Genomic DNA, 17,462 nt, shown 5'->3' on the forward strand with positions numbered 1-17,462 from the left:
TCATGCGGATACTGGTGTTGTAGTGCGCATGAGCCGTTTCAATCGGTTATTGAAGCCAATATGCTTACTTTGCAGGCAGAGGATTGCCGTTCTCCATTTTAGGAATAATACAAAATTTATGAATTTTGCACGATGAATCGGCTTTAGGTTAATATGTTGTGAGAAAAGATTTGCCAGATGTCACGGTTTCAATAAAAAGTCCTGTTATCGTCCTTAGATAGTATATATCGTCCGGCGAGATAATCAATGAAGGGCAGCCGAGTATGAGCACACTCTCCATCCATTATGACCGGGTGCTGTCAATCGTGGGGGAGGTTGTGCGTATTGCGCTGCCTTCGCGCGCGCCGGGTGTGGTGGAGGATGATCCGGACGGCCCGCGCTATGGCGATCTTGCCATCGTCAGCGAAGGCGAAGGTGATATCGGAGTCACCGGCCGGCTGGCGCAGGTGGTGCGGCTTGGTGCCGGCGAGGTGTCGCTGCAGGTGTTCGGCGGCACGCAGGGCCTGTCGACCCGGTCCAGAGCCCAGTTTCTCGGCCACCCGCCGCGCGTGGCCTTTTCCGGCAACATTCTGGGCCGCGTGTTTTCCGGTGACGGTAGCGTCTCCGATGGCGGGCCGGCGCTGGATTACGATCCGCAGGTGGAAATAGGCGGTCCTTCGGTGAACCCGGTGCGGCGCGCGCTGGCTTCACGTATGATCCGCACCAATGTTCCGATGATCGACGTGTTCAATTGTCTGGTGGAAAGCCAGAAGATCCCGATTTTTGCCCGCGCCGGCGAGCCCTACGATCCGCTGCTGGCGCGGATCGGTGTGCAGGCGGATGCCGACATCGTGGTGTTCGGCGGGCTTGGGCTGACGTTCGACGATTACTGGCGCTTCCGCTCGACATTCGAGGACGCAGGGGTTTTCTCGCGCACGGTGATGTTCGTCAACCAGGCCGCCGATCCGCCGCTGGAGCGGTTGCTGGTGCCGGACATGGCGCTGGCGGTGGCTGAGAAATTCGCCATTGAGGAAAAGAAGCGCGTCCTCGTGTTGCTCACCGACATGACCGCCTTCGCGGATGCGCTCAGGGAAGTGGGCGTCGCCATGGAGCGGGTGCCCTCCAACCGGGGGTATCTGGGCGATCTTTATTCGCAATTGGCGCGCCGCTATGAAAAGGCCACGGTGTTCCACGGCGCGGGTTCTGTCACGATCCTGACGGTGACGACCATGCCGGGCGGCGATGTCACCCATCCGGTGCCCGATAACACGGGCTACATCACGGAAGGTCAGTTTTACCTGCGCGACGGGCTGATCGACCCGTTCGGCTCGCTGTCGCGCCTCAAGCAGCACGTCATCGGCAAGGAGACACGCGAGGATCATTCGGCGGTGATGAACACCATGATCCGTCTTTATGCCGGCGCGCGCGAGGCGGATCGCAAGAAGGCCATGGCCTTCGACCTCTCGGATTATGACGAGCGGCTTGTGCGGTTCGGCGAGGCGTTCAAGGAACGCTTCATGGATATCGCGGTATCGATTCCGCTGGAAGAGGCGCTCGACCTTGGCTGGGCTACCATGGCGGAGAATTTTTCGCCGGAAGAGTTGCTCATTCGCCAGAACCTGCTCGACAAATATTACCCGCATCCGGCTTGAAGGGGCGACGATGAGCCAGATCCCCCTGAGCAAAGCGCAGCTTGCGCGCGAAAAAGACAGCCTCGCCGCCAGCAAGCGTTTTCTTCCGGCGCTCGATCTCAAGCGCCAGCAACTGATGGCGGAGCGCAACAAAGCCCGCATCGCAGCAGCGCGGGCGCGTCAGGCTTATGATGAGGCGGTGAAGGAGGCTGGTGCAGCAGTGCCCATGCTCGCGGACCGGCGCATCAAGCTCAAGAAGCTGGTGAAGGTCGATTCCGTCCGCATCGGCGAAATGAACATCGCCGGTGTGCGTGTGCCGGTGGTGGAAGATATCGTCATCACGGCACGCCCTTATGGCTTCTTCGTTCGCCCGCACTGGGTGGATGAGGTGGTGCGCAGACTGACGATAGCCGCGCGGCTGCGCATCGAGGCGGAAACGGCGGAGCGGGCCATCGCGCTGCTGGACCGCGCCGTGACGCGCACGACCCAGCGCGTGAACCTGTTCGACAAGATACTGATTCCGCAGGCGGAGAAGAATATCCGCCGCATCATGGTGGCGATTGGCGATACCGAACGCGCGGCGGTTGTCGGCGCGAAAATGGCCAAGCGCAAGCGTGAGCAGGAAGTGGTGTCGTCGGCGGGCAAGGTGGCGGGGACAGCGGGAGGTGACGCATGACCATCGTGCCCATGCGCCGCATCACCCTGTGCGGGCTGATCGGCGAAAAGGAAGCCGTTCTTTCCGGCCTTCAGGATCTGGGATGCGTTCATCTCATTCCGCTCAGCGCGCCGGGTGCGCTCACCACGGATAACCCGGTGCTGCGCCGGCGCACGGAAACGGCTTTCCGGCATCTGGAAGAAGCGCCCTACAAATTACGGCCCTTGCGCCCCTCGACAGAGTTCGATCAGGCCGAGGTCGTGGACGAGATCATCGCGAACCGCGCCCGTCTCAACCAGTTGCGCGAGCGTGTTGACGCACTGGAGCAGCGCATCGATACGCTGGAGCGCTGGGGCGATTTCAAGCTGCCGCCTATCGATGACCTACGTGGCCAGCGGCTGTGGTTCTATGTGCTGCCGATCAGCGAACGGATCGCTCTCGACGCGGTGGAGTTGCCCTGGCAGATCGTCGGCCGCGGGTCGACGTCGCTTTATGTAGCCATTATCTCGCCGGATGAGCCGCCTGCCGACATTCTGCCGGTCCCCCGCAGCCGTACCGGCGCGTTACCATTGAGCGATCTGCAGGAAGCGCTTGAGGATACGCGGGACGACATCGAGCAAGCGGAGGTGCGCCGTACGGAACTGACGCGCTGGCTTTTGCCGCTCGGTCTGCGCCTCGCAGATGCCGCCGACACCGATGAGCGGCGTGCCGTTGCGGAGCAGACGCTCGACGATGATCGCGTGTTTGCGCTTCAGGGCTGGGCTCCGGAGGGGGCCACGCAAGACCTCGAAACCTTCGCGCGCGATCACGGACTGGCGCTTGTCGTGGAGGAGCCCTCCGCGATCGATCAGCCGCCGACCCTGCTGAACCCGCACGAACGCGTGGCCAGCGGCGCGGACCTGACACGCTTTTACACCAGTCCGGGCTATCGCAGCTGGGACCCCAGCCTCGTGGTGTTCGTGTCATTCAGCTTCTTCTTCGCCATGATTCTGGCGGATGCCGGTTATGCGGCCATTATTGCGCTGTTCGTTGTGCTGTTCTGGGGCAAGCTGGGCAAAAGCCCGGCAACGCGCCGCGCGCGCGTGCTGCTGGTGGCGCTGTCTTCGGTGGCGATATTCTACGGCGTGTTGGCGGGATCGTATTTCGGGCTGAAATTGCCGGAAGGCAGCTTCCTGTCCCGCTTCGCCATCATCGATGTCCATGATTTCGATGTCATGATGAAGCTGTCGGTCGGCATCGGCGTCATCCATCTCAGCATCGGCCTTGGGGCGAACGCGTGGGTTTACCGGCACGTCAACGCGATCAATGGCGGCATTGTCATCAGCGGCAAATCGTTGACGTCGATCGGCTGGATCGTATCGATCTGGGCCGGATTCCTCATGTGGCTCGGCGACGGCGAGACGCTGGCCACCGGCCTGACATCGCTTCTGTTGTTCGGCGGCCTTGCGGCTGTGGTGCTTGGCGGCGCGACGGCGCAGCCGGGGGCGGGTTTCGGCGAGCGCGCGGTCAAGGGCGCAATGGCGTTGACCGGCATCACCAAGATCTTCGGCGATATCCTGAGCTATCTGCGCCTGTTCGCGCTCGGCCTCGCCAGCGCATCGCTCGCAGCGACATTCAACTCGCTGGCGGCAGACATTCGCGGCGAAGGTCCGGCGATTTACGTGCTGCTGTCCATCCTTGTGCTGCTGCTGGGGCATGGCGTCAATTTCGGGCTCGGCATCATGAGCGGTGTGGTGCACGGGCTGCGGCTTAATTTCATCGAGTTTTTCGGCTGGGGGTTGAGCGAAGAAGGCTACCCCTTCCGGGCATTCGCCAGACGCGCGGCACAACCGGCGCCGACCGGGAAGCAGCCGGCACACGCCAAATGAAAGAGGCAATTCATGAATGAGTTCATCATCGCCCTCGGGTGGCTTGGCGTATTCGCGCCGATGGGTCTGGGCGCGCTGGGCAGCGCCATCGGCGTCACACTTGCCGGGCAGGCAGCCATCGGCGCCATGCTGGAGACGGACGGTAATTATGGCCGGTTCCTCGGTGTGTCGCTGATGCCGTCCTCGAACGTGATCTACGGCATCGTGGTGATGTTCTCGCTGCAACAGCCGATCACGCCCGAAAACGGCGGCGCGCTTTTCGGCATCGGCATCATCACCGCGCTCGTGCTGCTTTATGCCGGCATGTATCAGGGCCGCGTGTGCGCCAGCGCCATCGCCGCCTCCAAGAACAAGCCGGAGATTTTCGGCCTCAGCCTTGCGCCGGCGGCCATCGTGGAAGGCTTTCAGGTTTTCGCCTTCGTGTTCGCGCTCGTGCTCGCGGGCTCCATCGGATCTTGATAACAGGCAGGGGAGGATCGCCGCATGGCTGAGCAGACAGGATCACAGCGCACGGCATCCGGCGTGGAAACGCTGATCGCCCGCCTGCGGGACGAGGGCGTCGTTTCCGGCAAGGCGGAAGCCGACAGGATTGTGGCCGAAGCGCAGGCGCTGGCACGCGCCACCGTCGAGGAAGCGCAGTTGCAGGCCACCGAGATACTGGAGCGATCGCGGCGCGAGGCGAACAACTTCCAGCGCGCCGGCGAGGATGCCCTCAAGGCCGCCGCGCGCGACACGGTGCTGGACCTGAAGGACTTTCTCTCCAGCCGGTTCGCCGGCGATGTCCTCAAGACCATCTCCGCCACCATGCGCGACGAGGAGCTGCTGAAGCAGATGATCCTGGCCGTCGCCGGGCGTGTGCGCGAGGAAGCAGGCGTCGATCGCTCGAAGGAAGTCGTGTTCAGGCTGCCCCGCGCGGCCGTCGGCCTCGATGAACTGCGCCGTAACCCGGAGGAGCTGAAGGAGGGGTCGTTGACCCACTTCGCCGCTGCCTCGGCCGCGGCCATGTTGCGCGACGGCGTGACCTTCGCCCGTGCCGATGACGATGAGGGCGGCCTGCGCATCCAGCTTGTGGATCGCGGTGTATCGGTCGATCTCACAGACAAGGCCACGGCGGACATGATCCTCGCCCACCTGCAGCCGCGGTTCCGCGCGCTGCTGGAAGGCGTCGTGAAATGAGTGGCAAGGATTCGTACATCCTGCTGGTTTCGAGCCTGCCCGATCTCGGCGGGTTCCTGGAAGCGCATGTGCCGCCGATCAGCCGTTCGCAGATCGAGGAACGACTGGGCATGCTCTCTTCCGAAGACCGGGCTGAACTCGAAGCCATGGTCGACGTGCTGTCGTGGGAACATCTGCGCATTGGTGACGATGACGCTACCGTTTTGGCCCGCGCCAACAAGGTGATGGCGTCGCTGAGCAGTGAAACGCTCCGTCATCTCTTTCGCGACCGGCTGGAAATCCGCACGGTCATCACCGCCTTGCGAAAGCGGTATGCGGGAGAGGACGCGCCCGCACCGCAGACGCCTTGGGGCTATGGCCGTTTTCGGGAGACGATCCGGGCCAACTGGTCCGATCCCGCTTTTGGCATCTCCCGTGCCTTTCCGTGGGTGATCGAAGCGCGCGATAAACTTGAAAGCGGCGATACGGCGGGCATGGAGCGCATAATTCTCAAGGCGGTCTGGGACTCCATCGACCGTTATGCCGACAATCACACGTTCGATCTTGAGGCCGTTGCGATCTACCTGCTTCGCTGGTCCGTGGTCGACAACTGGGCGCATTACGACACCGCCGCCGCCACGACGCGCTTCAGCCATCTGCTCGATGAAGCACTGACAGACGCCATTCCGACATTCGAGGCTGTGCCATGACCGGACCAAATTCCACCGACACTGCATCCGGTTCCGCCGAGCCGACGGCCAGCGTCGTCGCCGTGCAGGAGGATATCATCCGCCTGCGGCTGAACGACCCCGAAACCGGGCGGCTGGTGAAAAACGAGGTGATCTACATTCACCCCGCGCGCGCTCCGGGCCAGCGGCTCAAGGGCGAGGTGCTGCGCGTGGAGGGCGATATCGCCGATGCGCAGGTTTTCGAAAGCACCGGCGGCATCGGGCTTGGCGACCCGGTGGAGCAAACCGGCGAGCAACTGTCCATCCTGCTGGGGCCTGGCCTTCTGGGGCAGGTGTATGACGGTTTGCAGAATCCGCTCGAAGGGCTGGCGCAGAAATCCGGCGTGTTCCTGCCGCGCGGCGTCGAGGTGACGGGGCTTGACCCGGCGACGAAATGGGCCTTCACCGCTACCCGCCGCGTCGGCGAGCGGGTGAAGGCGGGCGATGTGCTGGGCACGGTGCCGGAGGGGCCGATCACGCACAAGATCCTCGTGCCGTTCGATCTCGACGAAACGGTGACGATCGACTGGATTCGCGATGGCTCCATGACGGTAGATGAGCCGCTGGCGCGCCTCAAGGCATCGTCCGGCGCAACGCGCACCATCACCATGAAACAGCGGTGGCCGGTGCGTCAGGCACTGCCGCGCCGCCTGCTGGCGAAAGGCTATTCCACGCGGCTTTATCCCGATGAGCCTATGACGACGACACAGCGCATCATCGATGCGTTCTTCCCCATCGTGCAGGGCGGCGCGGCATGCATTCCCGGGCCTTTCGGCGCGGGCAAGACGGTGCTGCTCAACCTCATCGCCCGGCATTCGGACGTGGATATCGTGATTCTGGTGGCCTGCGGCGAGCGCGCGGGCGAGGTGGTGGAAACCATCACGGAATTTCCCCAACTCATCGATCCGCGCACCGGCAACTCACTGATGGACCGCACCGTGATCGTGTGCAACACGTCCTCGATGCCGGTGGCCTCCCGCGAGGCGTCGATCTACACCGGCATCACCATTGGCGAGTACTACCGCCAGATGGGCCTGCGTACGCTGATGATCGCCGACAGCACCTCGCGCTGGGCGCAGGCGATGCGCGAAATCTCCGGCCGGCTGGAGGAAATCCCCGGCGAAGAAGCTTTCCCGGCCTATCTCGACAGCGCCATCAAGGGCGTTTACGAACGCGCCGGTGTGATCGCCACCAACGACGGCGAAAAGGGCGCGCTGACCATCATAGGCTCGGTGTCGCCGGCCGGCGGCAACTTCGAGGAGCCTGTCACGCAGTCGACTCTCGCCGCTGTGAAGTGCTTCCTCGGCCTCTCCTACGACCGTGCCTACAAGCGTTTCTATCCCGCCATCGACCCGCTGCAATCGTGGTCGCGCTATCGGCAACAGCTCGCCGGCTGGTATGCAGAACACATGGGCGCGGGCTGGACGTTGCAGGTTGACGAACTCGTCGAGCTGCTGCGGCGCGGCGATGAAATCGCGCAGATGGAGCAGGTGGCCGGCGAGGAGGGGATCAGCACCGACGATTTCGTCACCGCCGAGGCGGCACGTTTCGTCGATATGGTCTTCCTGCAGCAGGACGCGTTCGATCCCATCGATTCCTCTGCCTCTCCAGAGCGGCAGAAGGAGCTGTTCGACATGGTCTATGCCATTGCCACCCGGCCTTACGCCTTCGAGGAAAAGGACGACGTGCGCCGCCACTTCACCAAGCTTACCGGCCTGTTCAAGAACTACAATTATGCCGCCCCCGGCTCCAACGACGCCAAAAGGCTGATGGGCGAAATCGAAAAGGTCGATGCCAGCGCAGCAGTAAGTTGAGGCCAGCGGACGTTGTGGGGGCAAGGGGCATCCTGCCCATTGCCTTTGCGACGCAAAGTCACGCATCGGCTTGAAAACGGCGGAGAGCGGCTGCATGATGCAGCTCTTCGCTCGCGCTGCCGCGACAACAAAAAGGATGACAGACCTTGTTCGACTCAACGAAGCTTGAACACAAGCTCACCAAGGAAGCGTTCAAGGAAATCCAGGCGCAGTTGCGCAACGAACTGCTCGATGCCCAGCGCGAGCTTCGTGAGCGCGGCACGCACAGCATCATGATTCTCATCAACGGCGCCGATGGTGCGGGCAAGGGCGAGGTGCTGAATCGCCTCTATGAATGGCTCGATCCGCGCTATCTCGAAACGATCAGCGTCGACATCCGCAACAACGACGACAACGACCGGCCGAACCAGTGGCATTACTGGCGCGACATGCCGCCGAAGGGCACCATCAGCGCGGTGCTGGGATCGTGGTATCACGTCATGCTGCGCGACCGCGCGCTGGGCAAGCTGGACCGCGACGGGTTCATGCAGTCCGTTTTATCGGCGCGAGCGTTCGAAACCATGCTGGGGCACGAGGGCGTCAAGGTGCTCAAGCTCTGGCTGCATATCGATTTTGAAGAAGCCGAGCGCCGTCACAAGGAAGAACGCAAGAGCGACCATTTCCGCCGTCCGCTGGTTGAGGAATGGGCGGATGTTCCGGCAGCGCATAGCAGGAAAAAGCTGCACGAGGCCGCCCGCGAGGTCGCGCAATTCATCTCGCCGGATTCCGTGCCGTGGAACGTGGTGCCTGCCGCCGATGCCCGTTATCGCGATGTCGCCATCGGTCAGGCCCTTCTGGCCCTTATCCGCAGCACGTTCATAGTGGAAGAATCCGCACCCGCACCCGCGCCGGAACCTGATTCCGCTGCGGGTTATCATCTGCCGCGCCCGTCGATTATCAGCACCATCGACCTAACCAAAACCATTGACGAAGATACCTACAAGCGCAAACTCAAGGAAGAGCAGGAGCGCATTTTCGATTTGACGGAATCGGCTGCTTTCAGCAAGCGCGCGCTTGTCTGCGTGTTCGAAGGCAACGACGCAGCCGGCAAGGGTGGCTGCATCCGCCGCATCCGGCAGGCGCTGGACCCGCGCGACTTCCGCGTGCACGCCGTTGCAGCGCCTTCCGAGGAAGAGCGTGCGCGCCCTTATCTGTGGCGTTTCTGGCGTAACATCCCGCCCAAGGACCACGTGGCGATTTTTGACCGAAGCTGGTATGGCCGCGTGCTGGTGGAGCGGGTGGAAGGGTTTGCGTCCCCTGCCGACTGGATGCGCGCTTATGGCGAGATCAACGCTTTCGAGCGTGAGTTGACGAATGACGGCTATATCATCGCCAAGTTCTGGCTGGCGATTACGCCCGAGGAGCAATTGAACCGCTTCAACGAGCGCGCCGATACGCCCTACAAGCAGTTCAAGATCACCGAAGAGGATTGGCGCAACCGCGACAAGTGGGACCAGTACGACGAAGCCGTCACCGACATGGTCGACCGCACATCCACGGCACTCGCGCCATGGACGCTGGTGCCGGCGGTGGACAAGCGCTACGCCCGCGTGCACGTGCTGAAAACGGTCGCCGACAGGATTGAAAAGGCCCTTTAAGGCATCTCAAATGCGTTTCTCCCGCAAAGCAATCTCCTTTTTGCGGGAAAGTTCTTTTATGAATGGCGCATCCGGAATCATGAGGGCCGTTCGTCACCGCCATGAAAAACACACCTGCGTTTTCCGATGCTGCCTCACCGGCCGCTCGGCGACTGTCGTCACGTCTGGAAACCGTATCGCCGTTTCTGGCCATGGATGTTCTTGCCCGGGCGCGGACCATCGAAAGGTCCGGCGGCAGCGTCATCCACATGGAGCTTGGGGAGCCTTCAGCCGCAACCCCGGCGATAATCCGCGAGGCCGCCGCCCGCGCTCTGTCCGCAGGGCGCGTCAGTTATACGGAGTCCTGCGGACTGCAAACTCTGCGAGCGCGGATCAGCAACCATTACAGGCAGGCCTACGGTGTTGAGGTCGATCCCTCGCGTGTTGTGGTCACGACGGGGTCATCCGCCGGCTTTGTCCTGTCCTTCCTGGCGCTGTTCGAGCCGGGAGCGCGGGTTGCCGTGTCATCGCCGGGTTATCCGGCCTATCGCAACATCTTCGCGGCACTGGGGCTGGAAGCCGTGCCGATGCCGCTGAACGCCGATAACGGCTGGGTCATGACGGCCGATGACATTGAGCGTCTGCACAAGGACAAACCGCTTGCGGGCGTGCTGGTGATGAGCCCCGCCAACCCCTCCGGCGTCACCATGGATGGCGCCTCGCTTGAGGCAGTGGCGCGGGCATGCCGGCGGCTTGGCATCTGGCTGATTTCGGACGAGATTTACCACGGTCTGACCTATGGCGTCGCCAGCGAGACCGCTTTGGCATTTGACGACGAGGCCATCATCGTCAACTCGTTCTCGAAATATTATTGCATGACGGGCTGGCGCGTCGGCTGGCTCGTGGTGCCGGAAAGCATCGTGCGCGGTGTGGAGCGGGTGGCCCAGAACCTCTACATATCCGCTCCCTACCTGTCACAAGTGGCGGCGGAGGCGGCTTTCGATGCCGTGGAAGAGCTTGAGCAGATCAAAACGGGTTATGCCGCCAATCGCGATTTATTGCTGAACGCATTGCCTGACCTCGGCCTGGATAAAGGACCGGAGCCGACAGGCGCGTTCTACTTCTATCGCGACGTGAGCCATCTGACCGATGACTCACTGAGTTTCTGCCGCGACATTCTCGAACGGGCAGGGGTCGCCGTCACGCCGGGGCTGGACTTCGATCCGGAAAACGGCGGATCATACATCCGGCTGTCGTTCGCCGGGTCATTCGACGATTGCCGCGAGGGTATCTCACGCCTGCGCACTTATATCCGCACGCGCGGATGACGAGCAAAATGGCCTCACCCGTTGAACGGGTGAGGCGCTTGCATATCAGGCTTCGTTTTTGTCGAGTTCCGCGCGGATACGCGCGGCGTGATCGGCCAGAACCTGCGGATCTGCGAAGCCGCCTTCAGCATGACGGCGCAAATCGACATCCTTGAAACGCGGCACGATATGGACGTGCAGGTGGTAGACGGTCTGCCCGGAAACGGCTTCGTTATATTGCCCAATGAATACGCCGTCCGCCCCGAAGGCCGCGCGTGCCGCCACAGCGATCTTCTGCGCCGCCCTGAACAGCTTTGAGACGGTTTCCGGATCCGCATCCAGCAGATTGCGCGACGGCATCTTCGGAATGACGAGCGCGTGGCCATCGCCCTGCGGCATGGCATCCATGAAAGCAAGGACATCGTCGTCTTCGTAAATCCGGGCGGCGGGAAGCTCGTTCCGGAGGATTCGGGCGAAAACGTTATCGGGATCATAAGCGGTCATGGATTCGCCTTTCGCGTGCTTTGCGTCAGTCGTGTTTGGCCACAGGCATGGCAAGTTCGCTGCGGCGCGTCAATATCTCGCCGCACGGTATTCATAGAGCCGCGCAGTTTTGCTTAATCCGGCTCGTGCCTGAACGGCGTTTCATCCGCCAGCAGCGCGATCTCCTGCTCGACGGCCGGGCGCTCCTGCGCCAGATAGGCTGCCACGGCGCGCCTGAAATCAGGGTCGGCGATGTCGTGCGCGGAGCGAGTCATGGTAGGCACGTAACCCCGCGCCAGCTTGTGCTCACCCTGCGCGCCGGCTTCCACCCGTTTCAACCCGCGGGCAATGGCAAAGTCGATTGCCCGATAATAGCAAACTTCGAAATGCAGAAACGGATGCTCCTCGATAGCGCCCCAGTGCCGCCCGAAAAGCGTGTCGCTGCCGATAAAGTTGATGGCTCCCGCAATATATCGGCCCGCCCGGCGCGCCATCACCAGCAACACGCGATCGCGCATAGTCCGGTCGATCGCGTCGTAAAATTCACGCGTCAGATAGGCCCGGCCCCATTTGCGCGACGCCGTATCCTGATAAAATGCGTAAAACGCATCCCAGTGCGCGGTCGTAATGGCGTCGCCCGTCAACTGCTCGATGGTTATGCCATCGCCCGGTGTCGCGCTGCCAATCGCGTCGCGTCGCTCACGACGAATGGTCTTGCGTTTGCGCGATGAAAGCGTTGCCAGAAAATCGTCGAAACTCGCAAAATCATGATTGATCCAGTGATACTGGCAATCGATACGCGGCAAGAATCCAGCCGAGCCCAGCACCGCGGATTCTTCAGGTAAAGCAAAGTTGACGTGGATGGAGGATGCCTCGGTCGCTTCCCGCAACTGCCGCAATCCGACGATCAGCGCTTGCGTGGCCTTTTCGGCGAATGGGCCATCACGCACCAGAAGACGAGGGCCGCTGACAGGCGTAAACGGCACCGCAACCAGCAGCTTCGGATAATAATCCCCGCCAGCCCGTTCATAGGCATCGGCCCACGCGTGATCGAAGACATATTCACCGCGCGAATGGCCCTTGAGATAACACGGCGCAACCGCGACGATGACATCGTCCTCATCTCGAACGATAACATGCAAAGGTTGCCAGCCAGACTCTGGCCGCACGGAATCGGATGACTCAAGCGCCAGAAGAAAAGAGTGTCTCAAAAATGGGTTATCGGCATCGCCTCCAGCGGAACGTAAGGCGGAATCCAATGCACACGCGTCCCAATCCTGGGCAGGAACATCCGCAATTGATGCTGCAACGGTGACCTTCAAGGATCTAAGCCCTCGAAAATAATCTGGTCGGCAAAGCGGGCAGCCAGCCGCCGATCTTCCTCGCCTCGCACGGTCCAGGCAAGCACGAGAACACCGAAATGGCGCGCAACAACGGGGGTGGGGTGCGGAAAATCACCGACATGCCACGCAATAAATTGTGGTTTGCTGCGGTCGATATGGAGGAAATGCATCAATTCCTCACGGCGCTCGACAGGCAGATCCTGCCACTCGTCAGCGGCATAAGTTGCCTCGGCGACAATTCCAATGGGGCTATCCGGGGCAAGCTGGTGCAGAGCTTGGACGATATCGGGATCGAAGGACATCAATGCGATTCGGGCGCGACAGCCGCGAACGATTTCAGCCGTGCGGCGTGCCAACGTCAGGTCGCCGTCGAAGCGGCTCTTGATCTCAACGATCAGCGGAACGCGGTCGGCAATTGCCTCTATATAGGCGTCGAGCCGGGTTATCCGGTCACTCGTTTGCCTGAGAGGGATATCCGCCAGTTCGGAGGCGGGCAGGGCATCGACACGGCCTTGCCCATGCGTCAGCCGGTCGAGGGTGAAGTCGTGAAACACGACAGCTTCACCATCGGCCGTGATCTGAACGTCGCATTCAACAGCGAAACCCGCCTGCACGGCGCGCTCCGCAGCTGATGGCGTATTTTCGACAATCCCGGCAGCGGCATCATGCAGCCCGCGATGGGCGATGGGGCGCGCAGTCAGCCACGCGGGAGCCGGCATTACGCAACCTCGAAAATAGCCTCAACTTCAACAGCCGCGCCAAGCGGCAGCTCGGCGACGCCGACTGTGGAGCGGGCATGCCGACCGGCATCACCAAGCACTGCGACGACGAGATCGGAAGCGCCGTTCATGACAGGCGCAATCGCCGTGAAGCCGGACGCGACATTGATAAAGCCGCCGAGGCGCACTACGCGAACGATTCGCGACAGGTCACCGACAGCGGCCTGAGCCTGGGCGAGCACGTTGATGGCGGCAAGGCGCGCGGCCTCCGCGGCGGCCTCGGGATCGACATCCGCGCCGACCTTGCCCTTGTGCTGGGCGGCAAGGGTGCCATCGCCCTGAAGCGGCAACTGCCCCGAAATGACGAGCAGCGAACCCGACTGAACAAAGGAAACGTAGTTCGCAACAGGCGTGGCGGGCGTGGGCAGGGTGATGCCGAGTTCTGCAAGCCGGGTATCGATAGCGCTCATGGCCTCATCTTTCTGTCGTCATGGCGACGGGAGCGGAAGGCTTCCGCCGAATCGGTGACCGGACAAGTGGCAGGTATCATGACCCACCGCAGCCGGTAGCGCTATATAATCAGGGAATAGCGCGGCTACCGAGTCATTTCCTGCCGCTTCGTATCAGGAAAAATCGTTTTCCCCGGCATTGCCCTCAGCGTCTTTCACACCCTCGGTGTCTGCAAGACGCGCCTGAGCGCGGGTGACGGCCTCCGGTGCAATTCCGGCATTCGCTGCAAAAGCGACAAGCAACGTTTCATCGCTCATAAGATAATCCAGAATAGCCGTCAGAAAACCTGGCCGCGCGGCAGCATCGCGCAAGGTTTCAGGCCCAAGCCCGGTCACCGCGAGAAAACGGCCCAACCGCTCTGGATCGCTTGCGAGAAATGACAACGCGGCGATAGCCAACGCCTCGTGCGTAAAATCCGCCTTGTCGACAGTTGGACGATTCATGATCAAAATTTGCCTTTCATCAATAGGTTACTGATATATAAGTAGAGTATAGGGTGTTGCATGCAAAACAGCCAGCCGGCACGGGTGGAAATGCCGGGCATGCACATCGTCAGGCGCGTCCTTGGCTTCTCGCGAGGAGGCGGACGCAACAGGAATGATGAGGCGCGTGCATGGTCAGCACAGTACTGATCGTCGAAGATAACGAGTTGAATATGAAGCTCTTCGGCGATTTGCTGGAAGCTCATGGCTATGCCACGATCAAAGCGACCAACGGCCGCGAAGCCATGGAACTCGCGTCGGAACACAAGCCCAACCTTATCATCATGGATATTCAGCTGCCGGAGATTTCGGGAATCGAAGTCACGGAATGGCTGAAAGCCGACGCGGATTTGCGTAGCATCCCGGTGATCGCGGTAACCGCTTTCGCCATGAAGGGGGATGAAGAACGGATTCGGGCCAGCGGCTGCGAGGCCTATCTTTCCAAACCGATTTCGGTGGCGAAGTTTCTGGAGACAGTGCGTACATACGCGCCGCCATCCTCCTGAACATCAAGCCGTTTTCCGCATTGCAAAATGAGTGTCTGGCGGTGCAGCGACGAAATCGTTTTACACTTGTTCCAGACTCACTATACAAATGATCGTTGAATTCCCTACGGAGTGCTCAGGTCCGCCGCATCTCCTGGGTCCGTGGGGCACCGGCCGGTGAGCGTCGCGTTTTATCGCATGCTCCCGGCCGGACTTCTTTCAGGCACCCATCAATGCTCCGGCAATAAAAAACGCCCTTGAAGCAAGGCTCCAAGGGCGTTGATATTTGATCTCCGGAACCAGATCTTACTTGATCTTGGTTTCCTTGAACTCGACGTGCTTGCGCACGACGGGGTCGTACTTGCGCTGAGACAGCTTGTCGGTCTGAGTGCGCGAGTTCTTCTTGGCGACGTAGAAATAGCCGGTGTCGGCGGTCGACAGCAGCTTGATCTTGATGGTTGTGGCCTTGGCCATGGCGGAACCTCTAGCAGGCTGACGCCTCTACGGGCGTCCGTAAAACTAAAAGAGCCGGAAAACCCGGCCATTCATGCAGTGACATGCAACATGCATACTTCGCTGTCAAGGCCTGAACCGTTTCCGTTGATCATCGCCGGTCTAAAAAACGTTATCGACAGGCTGGCAATGAAATCCTTGTTTTCGCCTTTCCAGCCTCGTAACGTAAGATGACATTTATGCGCAACGCTGCCGCAGGATCGGATTGTCATGATTCGCGATCCAGCCGCAGTCAAGGCACAGACCCGGTCAGCCAGTCAGCAGGCGCTTACCGGATCTGGACGGAGGAATAAGGTTATGGGTGGATTTGGCAGCATCTGGCACTGGGTCGTGGTCGGCGTCCTGGTTCTGATCCTGTTCGGCGGGCGCGGAAAAGTGTCCGATCTGATGGGTGACGTGGCCAAGGGTATCAAGGCGTTCAAGAAGGGCCTGTCCGACGATGACAAGCCTGCGGCGGAAACGGGCACGGCGACAGGCCGCGTTGCTCAGGATGACACCGTCAAGCCTGCCGCGACCGAGAATACCAAAGTCAACTGAAAACGGGTTACGCGTTCTCCGAATGCGGGCTTTGCCGTTCACACGGCATGCCTTGTGATTCTGGATAAGCCTGTTGAATTGCAATTGATTAAAGGAAAGCCCTGATGTTGTTTGTCAGGGTTATCCGTCACAAGACGTATAGAGCGCGGCATGTTCGATTTGAGTTGGAGCGAGCTTCTGCTGGTGGGGGCCATCGCGCTGGTCGTCATCGGCCCGCGTGAACTCCCGCGGGTTTTGCGAACGGCCGGGCAGATGCTGGCAAAGCTCAAGCGCACGGCAGCGGATTTTCAGGCGCATTTCAGCGCGGCGATGCGCGAGGCGGAGCTGGATGAGTTGCATAACGCCGTCGACAAGGTGAAAACGGCTGCCGGTCATATTCCATCCAAAACGTTCGACCCGTTGCGCAACGTGCGTGACGAATTGCGTGATGCGATTCAGAAGCCGACGTCAACCGCGTCCTCCACGCCCGGGCCGGATGGTGTGTCGCGTTTCAGCAGCCTTGCGGAAAATGCCGCTGCAGCAACTCCTCCGCTTGTACATACCCCTGCGAATATCGAATCGCTGCCAGCGGAGGCTTTGCCCAAGCGGCGGAAGGGCAAACGTGCGCGTGTCATTGTTGCCGCACCTCGTGACGTGGTCAAACCATTGGCCAGCCCAACTCGCCGGTCGTCGCGTCTTTACAGAAAAGTGCGGTTTTCCGCCTTTCCGGCCCATCCGCGCCGGACACCCGACAGGGAGGGTGGAGCATGAGCACTTCCGAATCCGTACAAGGGGATGATCCCCTGAACGCCAAGGCGTTACCGCCTCCAGATACGCTGGAAGATGAGATCGAGGCCTCCCGTGCGCCGCTTATCGATCATCTGATCGAGCTGCGCTCGCGCTTGCTGAAGGCAATGGCGGCTTTCATCATCGCGTTTTTTGTATCTTTCGCCTTTGCAAAGCAGATCTACAACATTCTGGTTTGGCCATATGTCTTCGCGGCAGGCGAGGGAGCTGATGTCCGGCTGATTTATACGGCCCCGCTGGAGTATCTGTTCACCCAGATCAAGATCGCGGCATTTGGCGCGGCCTTCATTTCTTTTCCTGTCATCGCGATACAGATATACAAGTTTGTGGCACCCGGCCTTTATCGCAATGAGAGGCAGGCGTTTGTCCCCTATCTCATCGCTACACCTGTGTTTTTCGTCCTGGGCGCTTTGGTGGTTTATTTTATCGCCATGCCTATCGTGATGCAGTTTTCGATCGGCCAGCAACAATCCGGCGCTGAGGGGCAGGCAGCTATCCAACTGCTCCCGAAGGTCAGCGAGTACCTGTCGCTGATTACAACGCTTATATTTGCGTTCGGAATATGCTTCCAGTTGCCGGTTATTCTGAATCTGCTTGGCCGGGCAGGCGTCGTTGATTCCGCTTATCTGAAGTCCAAGCGCCGCTATGCCATCGTCATCGTGTTCATCATTGCTGCGGTGCTCACCCCACCGGATGTGATCAGCCAGATCGCTCTTGCGATCCCGACGCTGCTCCTTTACGAGCTTTCCATCGTCTCGGTTCGTATGATCGAGAAGAAGCGCGCTGCTGAGCAGGCTGCGCGTGAACAGGACTAATTTCACGCGCCTTTTGTGCGCAGGCAATGGCAAAGC

General features: G+C 60.7%; 19 protein-coding genes. 13 read left to right on the forward strand and 6 right to left on the reverse strand.

Translation table 11 applies throughout. The features are described 5' to 3' along the window. The first annotated feature begins 263 nt into the window (after positions 1-263). From FHS81_RS03375 to FHS81_RS03415, 9 genes are all read left to right on the forward strand, one after another. Complete coding sequence (locus FHS81_RS03375) at positions 264-1,631, forward strand: V-type ATP synthase subunit B (RefSeq protein ID WP_183750586.1); 1,368 nt, start codon at positions 264-266, stop codon at positions 1,629-1,631. Between the two features lie 10 nt (positions 1,632-1,641). Continuing rightward, positions 1,642-2,286, forward strand: coding sequence for a V-type ATP synthase subunit D (locus FHS81_RS03380; RefSeq protein WP_183750587.1), 645 nt, complete (start codon positions 1,642-1,644; stop codon positions 2,284-2,286). Continuing rightward, on the forward strand, positions 2,283-4,133 hold the full coding sequence (locus tag FHS81_RS03385) for a V-type ATP synthase subunit I (protein ID WP_183750588.1): 1,851 nt from the start codon (positions 2,283-2,285) through the stop codon (positions 4,131-4,133). The genes FHS81_RS03380 and FHS81_RS03385 overlap by 4 nt, the downstream gene beginning before the upstream one ends. A 12-nt stretch (positions 4,134-4,145) precedes the next feature. After that, positions 4,146-4,592 (forward strand): ATP synthase subunit C, encoded by a 447-nt coding sequence (locus FHS81_RS03390; protein WP_183750589.1) that lies wholly within the window; start codon positions 4,146-4,148, stop codon positions 4,590-4,592. Between the two features lie 24 nt (positions 4,593-4,616). Next, complete coding sequence (locus FHS81_RS03395) at positions 4,617-5,309, forward strand: hypothetical protein (RefSeq protein WP_183750590.1); 693 nt, start codon at positions 4,617-4,619, stop codon at positions 5,307-5,309. Next, the gene (locus FHS81_RS03400; protein ID WP_183750591.1) at positions 5,306-5,998 is read left to right on the forward strand and encodes a DUF2764 family protein; all 693 of its coding nucleotides are present in this window, start codon (positions 5,306-5,308) and stop codon (positions 5,996-5,998) included. Before FHS81_RS03395 ends, FHS81_RS03400 begins: the two co-directional genes overlap by 4 nt. Beyond that, on the forward strand, positions 5,995-7,830 hold the full coding sequence (locus tag FHS81_RS03405) for a V-type ATP synthase subunit A (RefSeq protein WP_183750592.1): 1,836 nt from the start codon (positions 5,995-5,997) through the stop codon (positions 7,828-7,830). The genes FHS81_RS03400 and FHS81_RS03405 overlap by 4 nt, the downstream gene beginning before the upstream one ends. Before the next feature lie 146 nt (positions 7,831-7,976). After that, entirely contained in the window at positions 7,977-9,467 is a 1,491-nt protein-coding gene (gene pap, locus FHS81_RS03410) for a polyphosphate:AMP phosphotransferase (RefSeq protein ID WP_183750593.1), read from the forward strand. A 101-nt stretch (positions 9,468-9,568) separates the two neighbouring features. Beyond that, on the forward strand, positions 9,569-10,774 hold the full coding sequence (locus FHS81_RS03415; RefSeq protein WP_183750594.1) for a pyridoxal phosphate-dependent aminotransferase: 1,206 nt from the start codon (positions 9,569-9,571) through the stop codon (positions 10,772-10,774). Between the two features lie 45 nt (positions 10,775-10,819). On the opposite strand, the gene FHS81_RS03420 is transcribed toward FHS81_RS03415, so the two are convergent. The 5 genes from FHS81_RS03420 to FHS81_RS03440 all read right to left on the reverse strand — a co-directional run bounded on the left by FHS81_RS03420 (position 10,820) and on the right by FHS81_RS03440 (position 14,251). Further along, positions 10,820-11,257 (reverse strand): HIT family protein, encoded by a 438-nt coding sequence (locus FHS81_RS03420; RefSeq protein WP_183750595.1) that lies wholly within the window; start codon positions 11,255-11,257, stop codon positions 10,820-10,822. A gap of 113 nt (positions 11,258-11,370) precedes the next feature. Continuing rightward, positions 11,371-12,558, reverse strand: coding sequence for a GNAT family N-acetyltransferase (locus FHS81_RS03425; RefSeq protein WP_183750596.1), 1,188 nt, complete (start codon positions 12,556-12,558; stop codon positions 11,371-11,373). Then, on the reverse strand, positions 12,555-13,298 hold the full coding sequence (locus tag FHS81_RS03430; RefSeq protein ID WP_183750597.1) for a glycerophosphodiester phosphodiesterase family protein: 744 nt from the start codon (positions 13,296-13,298) through the stop codon (positions 12,555-12,557). The genes FHS81_RS03425 and FHS81_RS03430 overlap by 4 nt, the downstream gene beginning before the upstream one ends. Continuing rightward, positions 13,298-13,768, reverse strand: a complete 471-nt coding sequence (locus tag FHS81_RS03435; RefSeq protein ID WP_183750598.1) for a RidA family protein — start codon at positions 13,766-13,768, stop codon at positions 13,298-13,300. The genes FHS81_RS03430 and FHS81_RS03435 overlap by 1 nt, the downstream gene beginning before the upstream one ends. A 153-nt stretch (positions 13,769-13,921) precedes the next feature. Then, on the reverse strand, positions 13,922-14,251 hold the full coding sequence (locus FHS81_RS03440; RefSeq protein ID WP_183750599.1) for a DUF3572 domain-containing protein: 330 nt from the start codon (positions 14,249-14,251) through the stop codon (positions 13,922-13,924). A 170-nt stretch (positions 14,252-14,421) separates the two neighbouring features. Here FHS81_RS03440 and FHS81_RS03445 point away from each other — a divergent pair, with 170 nt between their 5' ends. Further along, complete coding sequence (locus tag FHS81_RS03445) at positions 14,422-14,796, forward strand: response regulator (protein WP_183750600.1); 375 nt, start codon at positions 14,422-14,424, stop codon at positions 14,794-14,796. Between the two features lie 285 nt (positions 14,797-15,081). Here FHS81_RS03445 and rpmG read toward each other — a convergent pair whose 3' ends face one another. Continuing rightward, positions 15,082-15,249 (reverse strand): 50S ribosomal protein L33, encoded by a 168-nt coding sequence (rpmG, locus tag FHS81_RS03450; protein ID WP_183750601.1) that lies wholly within the window; start codon positions 15,247-15,249, stop codon positions 15,082-15,084. 336 nt (positions 15,250-15,585) lie between these two features. Here rpmG and FHS81_RS03455 point away from each other — a divergent pair, with 336 nt between their 5' ends. The 3 genes from FHS81_RS03455 (at position 15,586) to tatC (ending at position 17,426) form a co-directional block, all read left to right on the forward strand. Then, on the forward strand, positions 15,586-15,825 hold the full coding sequence (locus FHS81_RS03455) for a twin-arginine translocase TatA/TatE family subunit (RefSeq protein ID WP_183750602.1): 240 nt from the start codon (positions 15,586-15,588) through the stop codon (positions 15,823-15,825). Between the two features lie 150 nt (positions 15,826-15,975). Next, positions 15,976-16,575, forward strand: a complete 600-nt coding sequence (gene tatB, locus FHS81_RS03460) for a Sec-independent protein translocase protein TatB (RefSeq protein WP_183750603.1) — start codon at positions 15,976-15,978, stop codon at positions 16,573-16,575. After that, positions 16,572-17,426, forward strand: a complete 855-nt coding sequence (gene tatC, locus FHS81_RS03465; RefSeq protein ID WP_183750604.1) for a twin-arginine translocase subunit TatC — start codon at positions 16,572-16,574, stop codon at positions 17,424-17,426. The genes tatB and tatC overlap by 4 nt, the downstream gene beginning before the upstream one ends. Positions 17,427-17,462 lie beyond the last annotated feature (36 nt).

The organism is Pseudochelatococcus contaminans (assembly GCF_014195635.1).
Classification (GTDB): Bacteria; Pseudomonadota; Alphaproteobacteria; order Rhizobiales; family Beijerinckiaceae; genus Pseudochelatococcus; species Pseudochelatococcus contaminans.